Source organism: Salmonella enterica subsp. arizonae (assembly GCF_008692845.1).
Lineage (GTDB): Bacteria > Pseudomonadota > Gammaproteobacteria > Enterobacterales > Enterobacteriaceae > Salmonella > Salmonella arizonae.
In genome coordinates this window covers 312,172-330,166 of the sequence record NZ_VXJW01000004.1, presented here as the reverse complement: position 1 = coordinate 330,166, position 17,995 = coordinate 312,172, and the positions used below count along the sequence as shown (strand labels likewise).

Annotated in this window: 20 protein-coding genes; 14 read left to right on the top strand and 6 right to left on the bottom strand. The window is 52.4% G+C overall.

The annotated features are described in order from the left end of the window. Window positions 1–3: 3 nt before the first annotated feature. Window positions 4–1,971 carry a p-hydroxybenzoic acid efflux pump subunit AaeB gene (aaeB, locus tag F4V61_RS10665; protein WP_038397532.1) on the top strand — a complete coding sequence of 656 codons (1,968 nt, stop codon included), beginning with the start codon at window positions 4–6 and terminating at the stop codon, window positions 1,969–1,971. A 171-nt stretch (window positions 1,972–2,142) separates the two neighbouring features. Continuing rightward, window positions 2,143–2,415, top strand: coding sequence for a barstar family protein (locus F4V61_RS10660; protein ID WP_001103885.1), 273 nt, complete (start codon window positions 2,143–2,145; stop codon window positions 2,413–2,415). 59 nt (window positions 2,416–2,474) lie between these two features. Here F4V61_RS10660 and yhcN-B read toward each other — a convergent pair whose 3' ends face one another. The 3 genes from yhcN-B to argR all read right to left on the bottom strand — a co-directional run bounded on the left by yhcN-B (window position 2,475) and on the right by argR (window position 3,944). Further along, window positions 2,475–2,741: a DUF1471 family stress response protein YhcN-B gene (yhcN-B, locus tag F4V61_RS10655; protein WP_000853275.1), complete on the bottom strand. Its 267-nt coding sequence runs from the start codon at window positions 2,739–2,741 to the stop codon at window positions 2,475–2,477. A 103-nt stretch (window positions 2,742–2,844) separates the two neighbouring features. Next, on the bottom strand, window positions 2,845–3,108 hold the full coding sequence (yhcN, locus tag F4V61_RS10650; RefSeq protein ID WP_000695685.1) for a peroxide/acid stress response protein YhcN: 264 nt from the start codon (window positions 3,106–3,108) through the stop codon (window positions 2,845–2,847). A gap of 365 nt (window positions 3,109–3,473) precedes the next feature. Further along, complete coding sequence (gene argR, locus F4V61_RS10645; RefSeq protein WP_001257853.1) at window positions 3,474–3,944, bottom strand: transcriptional regulator ArgR; 471 nt, start codon at window positions 3,942–3,944, stop codon at window positions 3,474–3,476. 414 nt (window positions 3,945–4,358) lie between these two features. On the opposite strand from argR, the gene mdh reads away from it, so the two are divergent. Further along, complete coding sequence (gene mdh / locus F4V61_RS10640) at window positions 4,359–5,297, top strand: malate dehydrogenase (RefSeq protein WP_000861584.1); 939 nt, start codon at window positions 4,359–4,361, stop codon at window positions 5,295–5,297. 76 nt (window positions 5,298–5,373) lie between these two features. Here the strand turns inward: mdh and degS are convergent, their stop codons facing one another. The 3 genes from degS to zapG form a co-directional block, all read right to left on the bottom strand. Further along, complete coding sequence (degS, locus tag F4V61_RS10635) at window positions 5,374–6,441, bottom strand: outer membrane-stress sensor serine endopeptidase DegS (protein ID WP_080161196.1); 1,068 nt, start codon at window positions 6,439–6,441, stop codon at window positions 5,374–5,376. A 92-nt stretch (window positions 6,442–6,533) separates the two neighbouring features. Continuing rightward, window positions 6,534–7,901: a serine endoprotease DegQ gene (gene degQ / locus F4V61_RS10630; protein WP_012210888.1), complete on the bottom strand. Its 1,368-nt coding sequence runs from the start codon at window positions 7,899–7,901 to the stop codon at window positions 6,534–6,536. A 155-nt stretch (window positions 7,902–8,056) separates the two neighbouring features. Continuing rightward, entirely contained in the window at window positions 8,057–8,455 is a 399-nt protein-coding gene (gene zapG, locus F4V61_RS10625) for a Z-ring associated protein ZapG (RefSeq protein WP_000219657.1), read from the bottom strand. Window positions 8,456–8,647: 192 nt separating this feature from the next. On the opposite strand from zapG, the gene zapE reads away from it, so the two are divergent. From zapE to nanQ, 11 genes are all read left to right on the top strand, one after another. Beyond that, window positions 8,648–9,772: a cell division protein ZapE gene (gene zapE, locus F4V61_RS10620; RefSeq protein WP_079828534.1), complete on the top strand. Its 1,125-nt coding sequence runs from the start codon at window positions 8,648–8,650 to the stop codon at window positions 9,770–9,772. A 300-nt stretch (window positions 9,773–10,072) separates the two neighbouring features. Further along, window positions 10,073–10,501 carry a 50S ribosomal protein L13 gene (rplM, locus tag F4V61_RS10615; RefSeq protein ID WP_000847559.1) on the top strand — a complete coding sequence of 143 codons (429 nt, stop codon included), beginning with the start codon at window positions 10,073–10,075 and terminating at the stop codon, window positions 10,499–10,501. Window positions 10,502–10,516: 15 nt separating this feature from the next. Further along, window positions 10,517–10,909: a 30S ribosomal protein S9 gene (gene rpsI, locus F4V61_RS10610; protein WP_000829815.1), complete on the top strand. Its 393-nt coding sequence runs from the start codon at window positions 10,517–10,519 to the stop codon at window positions 10,907–10,909. Window positions 10,910–11,221: 312 nt separating this feature from the next. Then, window positions 11,222–11,860 (top strand): stringent starvation protein SspA, encoded by a 639-nt coding sequence (gene sspA / locus F4V61_RS10605; RefSeq protein ID WP_000257298.1) that lies wholly within the window; start codon window positions 11,222–11,224, stop codon window positions 11,858–11,860. A 5-nt stretch (window positions 11,861–11,865) separates the two neighbouring features. Beyond that, window positions 11,866–12,366, top strand: a complete 501-nt coding sequence (gene sspB / locus F4V61_RS10600) for a ClpXP protease specificity-enhancing factor (RefSeq protein WP_000366115.1) — start codon at window positions 11,866–11,868, stop codon at window positions 12,364–12,366. A gap of 109 nt (window positions 12,367–12,475) precedes the next feature. Then, window positions 12,476–13,267: a transcriptional regulator NanR gene (gene nanR, locus F4V61_RS10595; RefSeq protein ID WP_038397537.1), complete on the top strand. Its 792-nt coding sequence runs from the start codon at window positions 12,476–12,478 to the stop codon at window positions 13,265–13,267. 134 nt (window positions 13,268–13,401) lie between these two features. Then, the gene (gene nanA, locus F4V61_RS10590) at window positions 13,402–14,295 is read left to right on the top strand and encodes an N-acetylneuraminate lyase (protein ID WP_038397539.1); all 894 of its coding nucleotides are present in this window, start codon (window positions 13,402–13,404) and stop codon (window positions 14,293–14,295) included. Window positions 14,296–14,410: 115 nt separating this feature from the next. Further along, the gene (gene nanT / locus F4V61_RS10585; RefSeq protein ID WP_000108077.1) at window positions 14,411–15,901 is read left to right on the top strand and encodes a sialic acid transporter NanT; all 1,491 of its coding nucleotides are present in this window, start codon (window positions 14,411–14,413) and stop codon (window positions 15,899–15,901) included. Window positions 15,902–15,947: 46 nt separating this feature from the next. Further along, window positions 15,948–16,637 (top strand): N-acetylmannosamine-6-phosphate 2-epimerase, encoded by a 690-nt coding sequence (locus F4V61_RS10580; protein ID WP_038397541.1) that lies wholly within the window; start codon window positions 15,948–15,950, stop codon window positions 16,635–16,637. After that, a complete protein-coding gene (nanK, locus tag F4V61_RS10575) occupies window positions 16,634–17,509 on the top strand; it encodes an N-acetylmannosamine kinase (protein WP_038397543.1) in 876 nt (291 codons plus the stop codon). The genes F4V61_RS10580 and nanK overlap by 4 nt, the downstream gene beginning before the upstream one ends. Further along, the gene (gene nanQ / locus F4V61_RS10570) at window positions 17,506–17,973 is read left to right on the top strand and encodes an N-acetylneuraminate anomerase (protein ID WP_000979861.1); all 468 of its coding nucleotides are present in this window, start codon (window positions 17,506–17,508) and stop codon (window positions 17,971–17,973) included. The genes nanK and nanQ overlap by 4 nt, the downstream gene beginning before the upstream one ends. Window positions 17,974–17,995 lie beyond the last annotated feature (22 nt).

Genomic DNA, 17,995 nt, shown 5'->3' with positions numbered 1-17,995 from the left:
GTCATGGGTGTTTTCTCCATTGCCAACCAGCACATTCGTTTTGCGGTAAAGCTGGCGTGCGCCATTGTGCTGGCATTATTTATCGGTTTTCACTTTCAACTGGAGACGCCGCGTTGGGCGGTGCTGACCGCTGCGATCGTGGCGGCAGGCCCGGCATTTGCCGCCGGCGGGGAACCCTATTCCGGCGCTATTCGTTATCGCGGAATGTTGCGTATTATCGGGACGTTTATCGGCTGTATCGCTGCGCTTATCATTATTATCGCTATGATCCGCGCGCCGCTATTGATGATTCTGGTGTGCTGTGTCTGGGCTGGTTTCTGCACCTGGATCTCTTCTTTGGTACGGATCGAAAACTCTTATGCGTGGGGGCTGTCAGGCTATACCGCGCTGATCATTGTGATTACCATTCAGACGGAGCCGCTGCTCACGCCGCAATTTGCGCTTGAGCGTTGTAGCGAAATCGTCATTGGTATTGGCTGCGCTATTTTAGCGGATCTACTTTTCTCGCCGCGATCGATAAAGCAGGAGGTTGATCGCGAGCTGGACAGTTTGCTGGTGGCGCAATATCAGCTAATGCAGCTTTGTATTAAGCATGGAGACAGCGAAGAGGTTGACAACGCCTGGGGCGATCTGGTGCGGCGCACGGCGGCGCTGGAGGGGATGCGCAGTAATCTGAATATGGAATCTTCGCGCTGGGTGCGCGCTAACCGCCGCCTGAAAGCGCTGAATACACTTTCACTCACGTTGATTACGCAGTCCTGTGAAACGTATCTAATTCAAAATACGCGGCCGGAACTGATTACCGATACGTTTCGTGAACTGTTCGAGACGCCAGTTGAAACGGTACAGGACGTCCACAGGCAGTTAAAAAGGATGCGTCGCGTCATTGTCTGGACCGGTGAGCGCGAAACGCCCGTTACGCTCTATAGTTGGGTAGGGGCTGCGACACGCTATCTGTTGCTTAAACGCGGCGTGATCAGTAATACTAAAATCAGCGCGACGGAAGAAGAGATCCTGCAAGGCGAGCCCGTGGTTAAAGTGGAGTCCGCCGAACGCCACCATGCAATGGTGAACTTCTGGCGCACCACGCTCTCCTGCGTACTGGGGACATTATTCTGGCTATGGACCGGCTGGACGTCGGGTAATGGCGCTATGGTGATGATTGCCGTAGTCACTTCGCTGGCGATGCGTTTACCCAATCCGCGCATGGTCTGCATTGATTTTATTTATGGCACGCTGGCGGCGCTGCCGCTGGGATTGCTCTATTTCCTGGTGATTATTCCCAATACGCAGCAAAGTATGCTGCTGCTATGTTTGAGCCTGGCGGTATTGGGGTTCTTTATCGGCATTGAGGTTCAGAAGCGGCGTCTGGGGTCGATGGGCGCGTTGGCCAGTACGATTAATATTATTGTGCTGGATAATCCGATGACGTTCCATTTTAGCCAGTTCCTCGACAGCGCGTTGGGGCAAATTGTCGGCTGTATGCTGGCGTTCATCGTCATCTTACTGGTGCGTGATAAATCCAAAGACCGAACCGGTCGCGTGCTGCTTAATCAGTTTGTTTCCGCTGCGGTTTCGGCAATGACGACCAACGCGGCGCGTCGTAAAGAGAACCGTCTGCCTGCGTTATATCAGCAACTCTTTTTACTGATGAATAAATTCCCTGGCGATTTGCCGAAGTTCCGCCTGGCGTTAACGATGATTATTGCCCATCAACGTCTACGCGACGCGCCGATACCGGTTAATGAAGACCTGTCAGTGTTCCACCGTCAGCTTCGTCGTACCGCAGACCATGTCATTTCCGCTGGAAACGATGATAAACGGCGGCGCTACTTCGGTCAGTTGCTGGATGAACTGGATATCTATCAGGAGAAATTACGTATCTGGGAGGCGCCTCCGCAGGTGACGGAACCGGTTAAACGCCTGACGGGCATGTTACATAAATACCAGAACGCGCTTACCGATAGCTAATTCACAAGAACCGATGCTAAAAGCGTGGGTTTTTTTATGTCTATACTTATTTGAGATACAAAAACAGCGCAAGAGTGCTCCGGGACTGAAAACATTTCTGGAATTGAAACCTCTACATAATGATGCTTTGTAGTAAAACAGACAATTGTCTGTCGGGGATGATAGCTGGCTATGAATGTCTATACATTTGATTTTGATGATATTAAAAACCAAAGCGATTTTTATCGCGAGTTTACGCAGACGTTTGGCCTTGCCAGTGAGAAAGTGAGCGATCTTGATTCATTATGGGATGCGGTAATAAGCGATGTCTTACCCTTACCGCTGGAGATTGAGTTCGTTCATCTACCTGATAAGCTGCGCAGACGCTACGGGGCGCTAATTTTACTCTTTGATGAGGCGGAAGAAGAGCTGGAGGGGCGGCTACGGTTTAATGTCCGGCATTGAAATGCCATAAAAAAGCCCCCAACAGGCGGGGGCAAGTCGTCGGGTTAGACGACGAGGGTCTATTTATACAACTCGGCGGTGGCGTGCCAGTTATCACCTTCGTTTAATTCGATAATGCGATAGCTATTAGCGCCTGCTTTTTCGGCTTTAGCGACGAGCTCCTGGCGCATATCCATTGGCGTACTGCCAATCTGAGATACGGAAATGGTGCCCATCGGTTGCAGGTTTTTCGCCTGTTCTGCGTTAACCTGATGTACTGCGGCATTTGCGCCGAAAGAGAGTAGAGTGGCCAGGCCGAGTGATGCGATAATGTATTTCGTTTTCATAGTTTTTTATTCCTTTATAGGGGCAACCTCGCGGACTAAAGGGCTTTTCTTATGCGATATATCCGCGAAGTAACGACACGTTATATGCGATGGCAGGTGAATTTTATTTGTACAGTTCGGCAGTGGCGTGCCAGTGGCTGCCGCTACGCGCTTCGGTAATGTGGTAGGCCGTGGCGCCTTGTTTATCCGCTTTTTTACTCAGCATGGCGTTCATATCCATAGGAGATGAGCCGATAGCGCTGACCGAAACCGATCCGATCGCTTCACGGTTTTGCGCTTGCTCTGCGCTGATAGGTTCTGCAGCGAAAGCGCCAAAAGAGAGAACGGACAGAATACTTAATGTTGCAATAGTGGTTTTAATTTTCATGATTTTTACCTCGTCGAATTCCGTTACTGGGGTCTTTGTTTTGTGACCCTCATCACAAAATTAAGTATACACTAATCACGCAATTAATTAATACCACGCTAATTGTTTCTTCTTTTTATAAACGTTAAAGGAGTTATTTTTTATAACTTCATGGAATTAAAAATGCTGTTTTTCGCCGCTATTCTTTAGAAAATTAAATAAAATCAATAGATTAAAAAAATTAACATTTTGTGCGTTTTTTTGATTTGATATTCATGGGGTGAATGCTTTAGGGCATGATTTGCCAAAATATAGCTATACAGGGAACGCAGACAGGAGAGAGGATAAAAGGTGCCTCCGCCGTACAACGACGGAGGAAATGGGAGCTAGAGTTCTTGTTCAAAGAGCTCCAGAATGGCTTCGTAGAGATCTCTTACAGAAAAGCCGCTGGCAGGCGTAGTGAAGATGGTATCGTCGCCGGCAATCGTGCCGAGAATACCTTCCGCTTTCCCCAACGAATCCAGCAGGCGTGCGATGAGTTGCGCCGCGCCGGGACTGGTATGTATCACCACGACAGCATCGTTATAATCGATATCCAGCACCAGATTTTTCAACGGGCTGGAGGTAGTTGGAACACCCAGTTCAGCCGGGAGACAATACACCATCTCCATTTTGGCGTTACGCGTGCGCACCGCGCCGAACTTAGTCAACATGCGCGAGACCTTGGACTGATTGATATTTTCAAAGCCCTGATCCTGCAACGCGACGACGATTTCGCCCTGTGAGCTGAATTTTTCTTCTTTGAGGAGCGCTTTAAACGCCCTTACTAGTTCTTCTTGTTTAGCCGAGCTTCGCATAAGTCACCCGTAATATGGCGGTAGAAACAACATTATTGTGCATACAGATGAATTTTTATGCAAACAGTCTGCCTTGTTTAAGGCTGAAATAATGTTATGAAAGAGCGGAATTTTATCAAATTTCGTTATCAAGAAACATGCCTGCGTCACGCCTCGCAAATAAGATTAAAAGTAAACTAATTGTTATCAAAATGATGTTGTTTTGGGGGGGCAGTAGGGTATATTGTCACCACCTGTAGGAACGTTGCTCTCTTGTTGCAGTCGATCCGGATTACGCAAATTAAATGCATAAAAGCCAAAATCGCGCGACTCCGCATTCTTGACGCGTGAGGATTGTAATCATTGAATTTGTGAATTAAGGTCGCCGCCGCGGAGCAATAGACACTTAGTTAATCATATAATAAGGAGTTTAGGATGAAAGTTGCAGTCCTCGGCGCTGCTGGTGGTATCGGTCAGGCGCTGGCATTACTTTTAAAAAACCAACTGCCTTCAGGTTCAGAACTCTCCCTGTACGACATCGCTCCAGTGACTCCCGGTGTGGCCGTTGATTTAAGCCATATCCCCACCGCTGTAAAAATCAAAGGTTTCTCCGGCGAAGACGCAACCCCGGCGCTTGAAGGCGCTGACGTGGTACTGATCTCCGCGGGCGTGGCGCGCAAACCGGGTATGGACCGTTCCGACCTGTTTAACGTCAACGCCGGCATCGTGAAAAATCTGGTGCAGCAGATCGCTAAAACCTGTCCGAAAGCGTGCGTGGGCATTATCACCAACCCGGTGAACACCACCGTTGCGATTGCGGCGGAAGTGCTGAAAAAAGCAGGCGTATACGACAAAAACAAACTGTTTGGCGTTACCACGCTGGATATCATCCGCTCTAACACATTTGTTGCAGAGCTGAAAGGTAAGCTGCCGACGGAAGTTGAAGTGCCGGTGATCGGCGGACACTCCGGCGTGACCATTCTGCCGCTGCTGTCGCAAATTCCAGGCGTAAGCTTTACCGAACAAGAAGCGGCCGATCTGACTAAGCGCATCCAGAACGCCGGTACTGAAGTCGTTGAGGCGAAAGCTGGCGGCGGATCGGCAACCCTCTCTATGGGTCAGGCCGCGGCGCGTTTCGGTCTCTCTCTGGTTCGCGCGCTGCAAGGTGAAACAGGGGTGGTGGAATGCGCCTATGTGGAAGGCGATGGTCAGTATGCCCGTTTCTTCTCTCAACCGCTGCTGCTGGGTAAAAACGGCGTAGAAGAGCGTAAGTCCATCGGTACGCTTAGCGCTTTCGAACAGCGCTCATTGGAAGGCATGCTGGATACGCTGAAGAAAGACATTACGCTTGGCGAAGAGTTCGTCACGAAGTAAGCCATGGGTTGCTATAAAAAAAACCGGAGCTGACTCCGGTTTTTTTATCCCTTCCTGCTTAACGACGCAGAAAATATCAATTGGTCGCCGGGTATTCCTGCACCGTCACCTGGAACGTGAGCTGCTTATCATCCCGCATTACCACGACTGGAATGACGGAGCCCGGACGGATTTCCGCCACCTGATCCATCGTCTCCAGCGCGGATACGGCCGGTTTATTATTGACCGAAATAATCAGATCGTTAACCTGAATACCGGCAAGCGCGGCGGGGCCGTTAGGCGTGACTTCATTAATCACAATGCCCTGAATCGGGTCCATGCCGCTACCCTGCGCATGCAACGGCGCGATTTCTCGTCCGCCAATACCGATATAGCCGCGAATCACGCGACCGTCGCGGATCAGCTTATCCATAATTTTAGTGGCTAGCTGGAAGGGGATCGCAAAACCAATGCCTTCCGGCGTTTCGCCATCGTTGCTCTTATCGAAAGAGAGGGTGTTGATCCCCATCAGTTCGCCTAACGAGTTGACCAGCGCGCCGCCGGAATTACCGTGGTTAATCGAGGCGTCGGTCTGGAGAAAATTCTGCCGCCCCGTCGGGTTCAGGCCGATACGCCCTGTTGCGCTGATAATCCCCTGGGTGATGGTCTGCCCCAGATTATACGGGTTGCCGATAGCCAGTACGACGTCGCCAATATGCGGCGTGCGCTTCGTATTCATAGGGATGGTAGGCAGCCCGCCTGTGGCGTTGATCTTCAGCACCGCCAGATCGGTAAGCGAATCGGAGCCAACCAGCAGAGCCTCAAACACGCGGCCATCCTGTAGCGCGACGATAATCTGATCGGCATCGTTAATAACGTGCTTATTGGTAATAATGTAACCGCGTTGATCCATGATCACGCCGGAGCCCAGAGTGCGAATCTCCAGTTGATTATGCGCGGTACTGTTCATACTGCGGTTATAGACATTGACGACGGCAGGCGCGGCGCGGCGAACCGCAAAATTATAGCTGGTTGGCGTCTCATCGGTACTGTCGAATTGCGGGACGGCGATAGGATTAATTTTGCGCAAAGAAGGCATGACGGCCAACAGAATAGCGCCGACAATTAAACCTATTGCGACTGAACGTAAAAGCTTCACAAACATGATGGAGGCGTCGTTAAAAAAGGGAACGGCAGCAGCATACCATGAGTTAACCGGACATCACATCGCAGGCTGATGCCCGGTTTAAGACAGGGTTAGCGCAGCAATAGATAAATGTTCTCGTTGCCGCGTATTACCTGAAGGGCAATGATAGACGCTTTCGCCGCCATCACTTTGCGCATTTCGGCGATAGATCTGATGCGATCGCGGTTAACGCCGATGATAACATCATCTTTTTGCAAACCGGCCTGCGCGGCGGGACTACTTTTTTCGACGCTATCAATTTTAACGCCTTTCGTCCCGTCTTTCAGTTGTCCGTCGCTCAGCGTCGCGCCCTGCAACGCCGGGGCGATCATTTCGGCGCTGGCGGAAGAGGAGGTATTGGAATCCAGTGTGACTTCTACCTCCAGCGGCTTGCCACCGCGCAGCAGACCCAGTTTCACTTTTGTGCCCGGTTCGGTGGTGGCGATACGTGAACGCAGTTCGGCAAAGCTATTTAGCGGCTTACCGTTAAGACTAATAATCACGTCTCCGGATTTTACACCGGCCTTCGCCGAACCAGAATTGGGTAAAACCTCACTGACAAAAGCGCCGCGCTGAACGTTCAGTTTAAACGCCTTAGCGATATCGGCGGTCATTTCAGTGCCTTTAATGCCCAGCAATCCGCGTTTGATTTCGCCGAATTGAATTAATTGCTGCGCCAGCGTCTGAGCCATGTTAGAAGGAATAGCAAAGCCGATGCCGATGCTCCCGCCCCCTGGCGCGAGGATCGCGGTATTAATCCCGATCAGCTCGCCGTTCACGTTAAGCAGCGCGCCGCCGGAGTTGCCGCGGTTAATGGAGGCATCGGTTTGAATAAAGTTCTCAAGCCCTTCCAGATTCAGCCCGCTGCGTCCCAGCGCTGAAATGATCCCGGAAGTGGCGGTTTGCCCCAGACCAAACGGATTACCGACCGCAACGGCGAAATCGCCGACGCGAAGTTTGTCGGAATCGGCGATCGCTATTTGTGTTAACTGGCTGGGATTCTGAATTTGTAGCAGAGCGATATCGCTCTGGTCGTCGCCGCCGATAAGTTTCGCGTCGAACTCGCGTCCGTCATTCAGCTGGATGCTGATCTTCTGCGCCTGATTTATCACATGATTATTAGTTAATACATAGCCTTTCGCGGCATCGATAATCACCCCGGAACCAAGTCCTTCAAACGGTTGGGAAGGCTGGTCGGGCAGCTCCTCGCCAAAGAATTTTTTAAACTCCTCCGGCACTTTTTGGCTCTGGGTGGCGGTCCCCTCGACTTTCACGCTGACGACAGCAGGCAGCACTTTTTCCAGCATAGGGGCAAGGCTTGGCAGCGCCGCCTGGCCTGGCACCTGGCCTGGTATCGATGCAAGGGCTGGAAACGGCGTCGAAAGAGTTAACCCGACACTTAACGCTAATGCACTTAAAAGCTGGGTGTGTTTTTTCATGGATGCTGCTCTCGTACCTTGAATGAAAGGATAGATAATTCAAAACAGATGGATGTTATTGAATTTTCAGCCTGGTAACAATGATAATAGCTGGGACAGGAAAGATAGAGAGGGGCGCAAGCGATGCGCCCGAAAAATTTCTTAACGGCGCGCGATTAATCGCGCTTTGCGCCGTTACGCAACAGGCCAGACGCGCCTTCTGAATAGTCACGCGGCATTTGTACCGGCGCCTGATCGTTGCTCGCTTCAGACTCCGCCAGACGGTTACGGAACGGATTCGACTCCGCAGACATTTCCGGCAGCAGGCTGCTGGAGCTTTTCGCCATATGCTGATATAGCTGGCGGTAATCATGCGCCATGGTATCCAGCAATTCCGCGCTGCGGGCAAAGTGGCTAACCAGCTCTTCACGGTACTCTTCCAGCTCAGCTTTGTTTTTTTCCAGTTCGTACTGCAATGCCTGCTGTTGACGTAATTTACGATTACCAAAACGCATGGCCACGGCACCAATGATGATACCGACGACTAATCCAATTAGCGCATATTCCCAGGTCATGAACATCTCCCGTTGTCTTATGTTTCCGTAGGGTGTTGGCTCCAGGCTCCATGCCCGCGCCTGATTATGTCACTATAACCGCTAATTCCGTAGAAGTGGAATCCCGACAGCATATCGCGTAGTGTAGAACGGCCTTTTTTTCGTCAGCCATGAACGACGGCCCACCGATTTTCAAGGAATAACAATAACATTATGCAAATCTTTTCCCCTACATCGCGTTATCTCCAGGCACTCAACGAAGGTACCCATCAGCCTGACGACGTACAGAAAGAGGCGGCCAACCGTCTGGAAATCATTTATCAGGAGCTCACCGCGAAAAAATCGGCAGCCACGCCGTCTGGCGGGCTGATAGCGCGACTGGGGAAACTATTAGGTAAAAACGAACCGGACGCGCAAATACCGGTTCGCGGGCTGTATATGTGGGGCGGCGTGGGTCGCGGCAAAACCTGGCTCATGGATCTCTTCTACCATAGCCTGCCTGGCGAGCGAAAACTGCGCCTGCATTTTCATCGTTTTATGCTGCGCGTGCATGAAGAACTCACCGCGCTACAGGGACAAAGCGATCCGTTGGACACTATTGCCGACCGGTTTAAAGCCGGGACGGACGTACTGTGTTTCGATGAATTTTTCGTCTCTGATATTACCGATGCGATGCTGCTGGGCGGTTTAATGAAAGCTCTGTTCGCACGCGGCATTACTCTGGTCGCAACGTCCAATATTCCGCCGGATGAACTCTACCGCAACGGTTTGCAACGCGCCCGCTTCCTGCCGGCTATCGATGCCATCAAACAGCACTGCGATATTATGAATGTGGATGCCGGCGTCGATTACCGGCTGCGCACGCTGACTCAGGCCCATTTATGGCTAACGCCGCTTAATGATGAAACCCGGCGGCAAATGGATAAACTGTGGCTGGCGTTAGCGGGGGCCAGGCGAGAGCACGTCCCGACGCTGGAAATCAATCATCGTCCTTTATCCACTCTGGGCGTTGAAAACCAAACGTTAGCGGTCTCTTTCGCTACTTTGTGCGTCGAGGCCCGCAGCCAGCATGATTACATTGCGCTCTCAAGGCTATTTCACACCGTTCTGCTGTTTGACGTGCCAGTCATGACGCCTCTGATGGAGAGCGAAGCGCGCCGCTTTATTGCGCTGGTGGATGAGTTTTACGAGCGCCACGTTAAGCTTGTGGTCAACGCCGCCGCGCCGCTATATGAAATTTATCAGGGGGAGCGGCTCAAGTTTGAATTTCAGCGCTGTCTGTCGCGCCTGCAAGAGATGCAGAGTGAGGAGTACCTCAAGCGGGAGCATATGCCGTAGGCCAGACAAGCGCAGCGCCCAGGCATTGGGGCGGTATCATGCCTACAAATTACCAGGCCGATGATGGACAAGGTCTGAACAAAACCCGCAGCCAATCACAAAAAGGGGTCGATCTTTGACCTGGACTTCTCTATAATCCTGCGACCCCACGTTACAAGAGAGTTTTTTCCCAAACTTTCTCTGTGCCGGCCAAACATATCCGAGGGGGTAGGTTTACCGGACTTTGTCGTGTGAACCTCAACTATTTAAAACGTTTGGGTGTTCACCAACGTGTAACTTATTTATTTGGGTAAGCTTTTAATGAAAACTTTTACAGCTAAACCAGAAACCGTAAAACGCGACTGGTATGTTGTTGACGCGACCGGTAAAACTCTGGGCCGTCTGGCTACTGAACTGGCTCGTCGCCTGCGCGGTAAGCACAAAGCGGAATACACTCCGCACGTAGATACTGGTGATTACATCATCGTTCTGAACGCTGACAAAGTTGCTGTAACCGGCAACAAGCGTACTGACAAAGTGTACTATCACCACACCGGCCACATCGGTGGTATCAAACAAGCGACCTTTGAAGAGATGATTGCCCGCCGTCCTGAGCGTGTGATTGAAATCGCGGTTAAAGGCATGCTGCCAAAAGGCCCGCTGGGTCGTGCTATGTTCCGTAAACTGAAAGTTTACGCGGGCAATGAGCACAACCACGCGGCACAGCAACCGCAAGTTCTTGACATCTAATCGGGATTATAGGCAATGGCTGAAAATCAATACTACGGCACTGGTCGCCGCAAAAGTTCCGCAGCTCGCGTGTTCATCAAACCGGGCAACGGTAAAATCGTTATCAACCAACGTTCTCTGGAACAGTACTTCGGTCGTGAAACTGCCCGCATGGTAGTTCGTCAGCCGCTGGAACTGGTCGACATGGTTGAGAAACTGGATCTGTACATCACTGTTAAAGGTGGTGGTATCTCTGGTCAGGCTGGCGCGATCCGTCACGGTATCACCCGCGCTCTGATGGAGTACGACGAGTCCCTGCGTGGCGAACTGCGTAAAGCTGGATTCGTTACCCGTGATGCTCGTCAGGTTGAACGTAAGAAAGTCGGCCTGCGTAAAGCACGTCGTCGTCCTCAGTTCTCCAAACGTTAATGGGTTTCTGCTTCGGCAGACAACTGTTAGCGAAAAACCCGCTTCGGCGGGTTTTTTTATGGGCGATGCATTTATCTGTCACGATGAAATGCGGTTTATCGTCTCTTTTTCCCCAATTCCAGAATCGACTCACCCCAAAGGTTACAAAATCTGGTAAACTATCATCCAATTTTCTGCCCAAATAGCGGGGAACGTTCATTTTTGTCTCGTTTTTGAACAATGATGACCTTTTTCGCCTTGGGTAACATAATATCTGGCTGGTCACGCTGTGGCTGGTAGCAGTAAAAATTCTGAATATACCTGGAGGTTTTCATGGCTGTCGCTGCCAACAAACGTTCGGTAATGACGCTGTTTTCTGGTCCTACTGACATCTATAGCCATCAGGTCCGCATTGTGCTGGCTGAAAAGGGTGTTAGTTTTGAGATCGAACACGTGGAAAAGGACAATCCACCTCAGGATCTGATTGACCTCAACCCGAATCAAAGCGTTCCGACACTGGTGGATCGTGAGCTGACCCTGTGGGAATCTCGCATCATTATGGAATATCTGGATGAGCGTTTCCCTCATCCGCCGCTCATGCCGGTTTATCCGGTCGCTCGCGGTGAAAGCCGTCTGTACATGCACCGTATTGAAAAAGACTGGTATACGCTGATGAACGTCATCGTAAACGGGTCTGCTTCCGAGGCCGACTCTGCGCGTAAACAACTGCGCGAAGAGCTGCTGGCGATTGCGCCGGTATTTGGTCAGAAACCGTATTTCCTGAGCGACGAATTCAGCCTGGTTGACTGCTACCTGGCGCCGCTGCTGTGGCGTTTACCGCAGTTGGGTATTGAATTCAGCGGCGCAGGGGCAAAAGAGCTGAAAGGCTATATGACCCGCGTTTTTGAACGTGACTCTTTTCTGGCTTCCTTAACCGAAGCTGAACGTGAAATGCGCCTCGGTCGGGGTTAATCTGTATGGATTTGTCACAGTTGACGCCGCGTCGTCCCTATCTGTTGCGCGCTTTCTACGAGTGGTTATTAGATAACCAATTGACCCCGCATCTGGTGGTGGATGTGATGCTGCCTGGCGTGCATGTCCCTATGGAATATGCGCGCGACGGGCAAATCGTCCTCAATATCGCGCCGCGTGCGGTAGGTAATCTGGAGTTGTCTAATGATGAGGTGCGCTTTAATGCGCGCTTCGGCGGCGTTCCCCGTCAGGTTTCTGTGCCTTTGGCTGCGGTGCTGGCGATTTACGCCCGTGAAAACGGCGCGGGTACCATGTTTGAGCCGGAAGCCGCCTATGATGAAGGCGTGGTCAGCTTAAATGATGATGACCAAACCGCAGGCGCGGAAAGCGAGACCGTGATGTCCGTCATTGACGGCGATAAGCCTGACCACGATGACGACAGCAGTCCTGATGACGAGCCGCCGCCACCGCGTGGCGGACGTCCGGCGTTGCGCGTGGTAAAATAATCAACAGGCCCAAAAGGGCCTGTTTTGTTTTGGTTACTTCGCGGGTTCACCCATCTTTTAAAGCTGTGATACGATAAGTTCGCTATTATTTGCCACCGATCCTTCATGAATGGACGTTATGAACGCATTTGATTCACAAGCAGAGGATTCTCCGTTAACCATTGGGCACAGTTTGCGCCGCCGTCCGCTGGCGCGTAAAAAACTGTCTGAAATGGTTGAGGAGGAGCTGGAGCAGATGATCCGTCGTCATGAGTTTGGCGAGGGAGAACAGCTACCGTCTGAACGTGAGTTAATGGCCTTCTTCAATGTGGGACGTCCCTCCGTGCGTGAAGCGTTAGCTGCGCTGAAGCGTAAGGGTCTGGTGCAAATCAATAACGGCGAGCGCGCCCGCGTTTCGCGCCCCTCTGCCGATACCATCATCAGTGAACTGTCGGGGATGGCGAAAGATTTTCTTACTCACCCTGGTGGCATCGCTCACTTTGAACAGCTACGGCTTTTCTTTGAATCCAGCCTGGTGCGCTATGCGGCGGAGCATGCCACCGACGAACAGATCGCGTTGTTAACGAAAGCGTTGGAAATTAATAGCCAGTCGCTGGATGACAACGCGCTGTTTATTCGTTCGGACGTAGAGTTTCACCGGGTGCTGGCTGAAATCCCCGGCAACCCGATCTTTATGGCTATTCATGTTGCTCTGCTGGACTGGCTAATCGCCGCTCGTCCAAGTGTTCCCGATCGCGAGTTGCATGAACATAATAATGTCAGTTATCAACAGCATATCGTAATCGTTGATGCTATTCGCCAGCGAGATCCGGATAAAGCGGATCGCGCTCTGCAAACCCACCTTAATAGCGTTTCCGCAACCTGGCACGCGTTCGGTAAAAAAAGTAAAAAAACGCGCTAGCGATCGCGCATTCGATCTTTATTTAGTGAAGCAGATCGCACTATAAGCGTTCTGTATTATTTGCTGCTTATTTGATCTGGTATAACAGGTATAAAGGTAGGTAGTTAATCTATTCATCATCCGCAGAGGTAGGTATGGCAAAAGCATTGCAAGGCGTAATGGCGGCGTTGTTGACCCCATTTGATCATCAGCAGCAACTGGATAGCGAAAGCCTGCGCCGTCTGGTGCGTTTTAATATTGAGCAGGGTATCGATGGGCTGTATGTTGGCGGTTCTACCGGGGAAGCATTCGTTCAGAGCCTTGCAGAAAGAGAGCAGGTACTGGAGATTGTCGCCGAAGAAGCGAAGGGAAAAATCACTCTGATCGCCCATGTCGGGACGGTAAGCACGGCAGAAAGCCAGCAACTGGCGAGCGCCGCAAAGCGCTACGGTTTTGATGCAGTCTCTGCGGTGACGCCATTTTATTATCCTTTCAGTTTTGAAGAGCATTGTGACCATTACCGGGCAATCATTGATTCCGCAGATGGGTTGCCGATGGTGGTATACAACATTCCGGCGTTAAGCGGCGTAAAACTCACGCTGGATCAGATCAATACGCTGGTGACATTACCGGGCGTGAGCGCGCTGAAGCAAACTTCCGGCGATCTCTTCCAGATGGAACAGATCCGCCGCGCGCATCCGGATCTGGTGTTGTACAACGGTTACGACGAAATCTTCGCCTCCGGCTTGCTGGCAGGCGCGGACGGCGGTATCGGCAGCACATACAACATTATGGGCTGGCGCTATCAGGGGATTGTACAGGCGTTACGTGAGGGCGATGTGGCGAAAGCGCAGCGCCTGCAAACCGAGTGCAACAAGGTCATTGATCTCCTGATTAAAACCGGTGTATTCCGCGGCTTGAAAACGGTTCTGCATTATATGGACGTGGTATCTGTGCCGCTGTGTCGTAAACCCTTTGCGCCTGTCGATGAAAAATATCTGCCGGAGCTGAAGGCGTTGGCTCAACAACTACTGGAAGAAAAGGCGTAACAGCGTAATGCCGGGAGCGCTGCGCTGGCCCGGCCTACAACAGTACGAAACGTAGGCCGGATAAGGCGGAAGCGCCATCCGGCACAACGACAACAAAAATCGTCGGGAGAGTAAAATGAGTACTTCTACCCAGAACATCCCGTGGTATCGCCACCTCAACCGGGCGCAATGGCGGGCGTTTTCCGCTGCCTGGCTGGGATATCTGCTTGATGGTTTTGATTTTGTGTTGATTGCGCTTGTACTGACTGAGGTACAAAGCGAATTTGGGCTGACGACGGTACAGGCGGCAAGCCTGATTTCGGCAGCTTTTATCTCTCGCTGGTTTGGCGGGTTATTGCTGGGCGCGATGGGCGACCGCTACGGGCGTCGTCTGGCGATGGTCAGCAGCATCATTCTATTTTCGGTGGGAACGCTGGCCTGCGGTTTTGCGCCCGGTTACACCACCATGTTCATCGCCCGACTGGTGATTGGTATGGGCATGGCGGGCGAATATGGCTCCAGCGCGACCTATGTGATTGAGAGCTGGCCAAAACATTTACGTAATAAAGCCAGCGGATTTTTGATTTCCGGCTTTTCCGTCGGCGCGGTCGTCGCCGCGCAAGTGTACAGCCTGGTGGTGCCTGTCTGGGGCTGGCGCGCGCTGTTTTTCATTGGCATCTTGCCGATTATCTTCGCTCTCTGGCTGCGGAAAAACATTCCGGAAGCGGAGGACTGGAAAGAGAAACACGAGGGTAAAGCCCCGGTACGCACGATGGTCGACATTCTTTATCGGGGCGAACATCGCATCATCAATATTTTAATGACCTTCGCCGCCGCCGCTGCGCTGTGGTTCTGCTTTGCCGGTAATCTACAAAATGCTGCGATTGTGGCGGCGCTGGGACTACTATGCGCAGTTATCTTTATCAGCTTTATGGTACAGAGCAGCGGTAAACGCTGGCCCACCGGCGTGATGCTGATGCTGGTGGTGCTGTTTGCTTTCCTCTATTCCTGGCCGATTCAGGCGCTATTACCCACTTATCTGAAAACCGAGCTGGCTTACGATCCGCATACGGTGGCGAATGTTCTTTTCTTTAGCGGATTCGGCGCGGCGGTTGGTTGCTGCGTGGGCGGTTTTCTTGGCGACTGGCTGGGCACGCGTAAAGCGTATGTCTGTAGCCTGCTGGCCTCGCAAATACTTATTATTCCGGTCTTTGCGATTGGCGGCACAAACGTCTGGGTACTGGGTCTGCTACTGTTTTTCCAGCAGATGTTGGGGCAGGGGATTGCCGGGATTCTGCCGAAACTGATCGGCGGTTACTTCGATACCGATCAGCGTGCGGCGGGGCTGGGCTTTACTTATAACGTCGGCGCGCTCGGCGGCGCGCTGGCGCCGATCCTGGGGGCGCTGATCGCTCAACGTCTGGACTTGGGCACTGCGCTGGCATCGCTCTCCTTCAGCCTGACGTTTGTCGTGATCCTGCTTATTGGTCTCGATATGCCGTCTCGCGTACAGCGTTGGTTACGTCCGGAAGCTTTACGTACACACGATGCTATCGACGACAAACCGTTCAGCGGAGCCGTACCGTTTGGCAGTAGTAAAGATGCCTTTGTAAAAACGAAAAGTTAATCCGCTTGCCCGGTTTTAAACCGGGCAATATTTGTAAGGGAGTAGTATGTCGTTACTTGAACAACTGGATAAAAATATTGCCGCTTCTGGCGGCTTGATTGTCTCCTGCCAGCCCGTTCCTGGCAGTCCGCTGGATAAGCCGGAGATTGTCGCGGCAATGGCGTTGGCGGCGGAACAGGCGGGCGCGGTTGCGGTGCGTATCGAAGGCATAGATAACTTGCGTGTGGCCCGCTCGCTCGTTTCGGTACCCATTATCGGCATTATCAAACGCGATCTGGACGAATCTCCGGTACGCATTACCCCTTTTCTCGACGATGTTGATGCGCTGGCGCAGGTCGGCGCAAACATTATCGCTATTGATGGAACCGCTCGACAACGGCCAGTAACCGTTGAGGCGTTGTTGGCGCGCATTCATCACCACCATCTACTGGCGATGGCCGACTGTTCATCCGTTGACGATGGTCTTGCCTGCCAACGGCTTGGCGCAGACATCATCGGCACGACGATGTCCGGCTACACCACCCCCGATACGCCGGAGGAACCCGATCTGCCCTTAGTCAAAGCATTGCATGACGCTGGGTGCCGGGTGATAGCCGAAGGGCGTTATAACTCGCCAGAACTGGCGGCGAAGGCGATCCGTTATGGCGCATGGGCGGTGACGGTGGGTTCCGCCATCACTCGTCTGGAACATATCTGTGGATGGTATAACGACGCATTAAAAAAGGCGGCGTCATGACTACGTTAGCAATCGATATTGGCGGTACTAAACTTGCCGCCGCGCTTATCGACAAAAATTTGCGCATTAGTCAGCGCCGCGAGCTGCCGACCCCCGGCAGTAAAACGCCGGGTGCGTTACGTGAAGCATTAACGGCGCTGGTTGAACCGTTACGGACAGAGGCGCATCAGGTGGCGATAGCCTCTACCGGGATCATTCAGGAAGGGATGTTGTTGGCGCTAAACCCCCATAATCTGGGCGGCTTGCTACACTTTCCGTTAGTTCAAACACTGGAAACGATCACCGGCCTGCCGACGCTGGCGGTGAACGACGCGCAGGCGGCGGCATGGGCGGAGTATCATGCGCTTCCTGATGATATCCGCGATATGGTGTTTATCACCGTTTCAACAGGCGTTGGCGGCGGCGTTGTCTGCGACGGCAAGCTTCTTACCGGGAAAGGCGGTCTGGCCGGGCATCTTGGACATACCCTGGCGGACCCACTCGGGCCCGTGTGCGGGTGTGGACGCGTTGGCTGCGTAGAGGCCATCGCATCCGGACGGGGGATGGCCGCGGCGGCGCGGGACGATCTGGCGGGATGTGACGCCAAGACCCTCTTTATTCGCGCTGGCGAAGGCCATCAGCAGGCGCGGCAGCTGGTACGCCAATCCGCACAGGTAGTGGCGCGGCTGGTTGCTGATGTGAAAGTGACCACCGATTGCCAATGCGTGGTTATTGGCGGCAGCGTAGGTCTGGCTGAGGGATACCTGGAGCAGGTTCGCGCGTTTTTAATGCAAGAACCTGCGCCTTATCACGTGGCGCTGAGCGCCGCTCGCTATCGGCATGACGCAGGATTACTGGGCGCTGCTCTGTTAGCTCAAGGAGACACATTATGATGATGGGTGAAGTACAGGCGTTGCCTTCTTGCGGCTTGCATCCGCGACTGTTGGATGCATTGACCCTCGCGCTGACGGCAAGGCCGCAGGAGAAAGCGCCGGGGCGCTATGAACTGCAGGGCGACAATATCTTTATGAATGTTATGCAATTGACAACGCAAATGCCTGCAGAGAAGAAAGCGGAATTGCATGAGCAATATATTGATATTCAGTTACTGCTGACGGGCGCCGAGCGTATTGCGTTCGGGATGCCCGGCGCCGCTCGCGAGTGCGAGGAGATGCACGTTGAAGAGGATTACCAGCTTTGCAATAAAATTGCCAACGAGCAGACCATTACGCTACAAGCGGGGATGTTTGCTGTGTTTATGCCGGGAGAACCGCATAAACCGGGATGCGCAGTTGGTGAGCCGGATGAGATTAAGAAAGTGGTGGTGAAGGTGCGCGCTAGTCTGCTGGCGGCCTAAAATCGCAGCGGGCAGTTCTCAT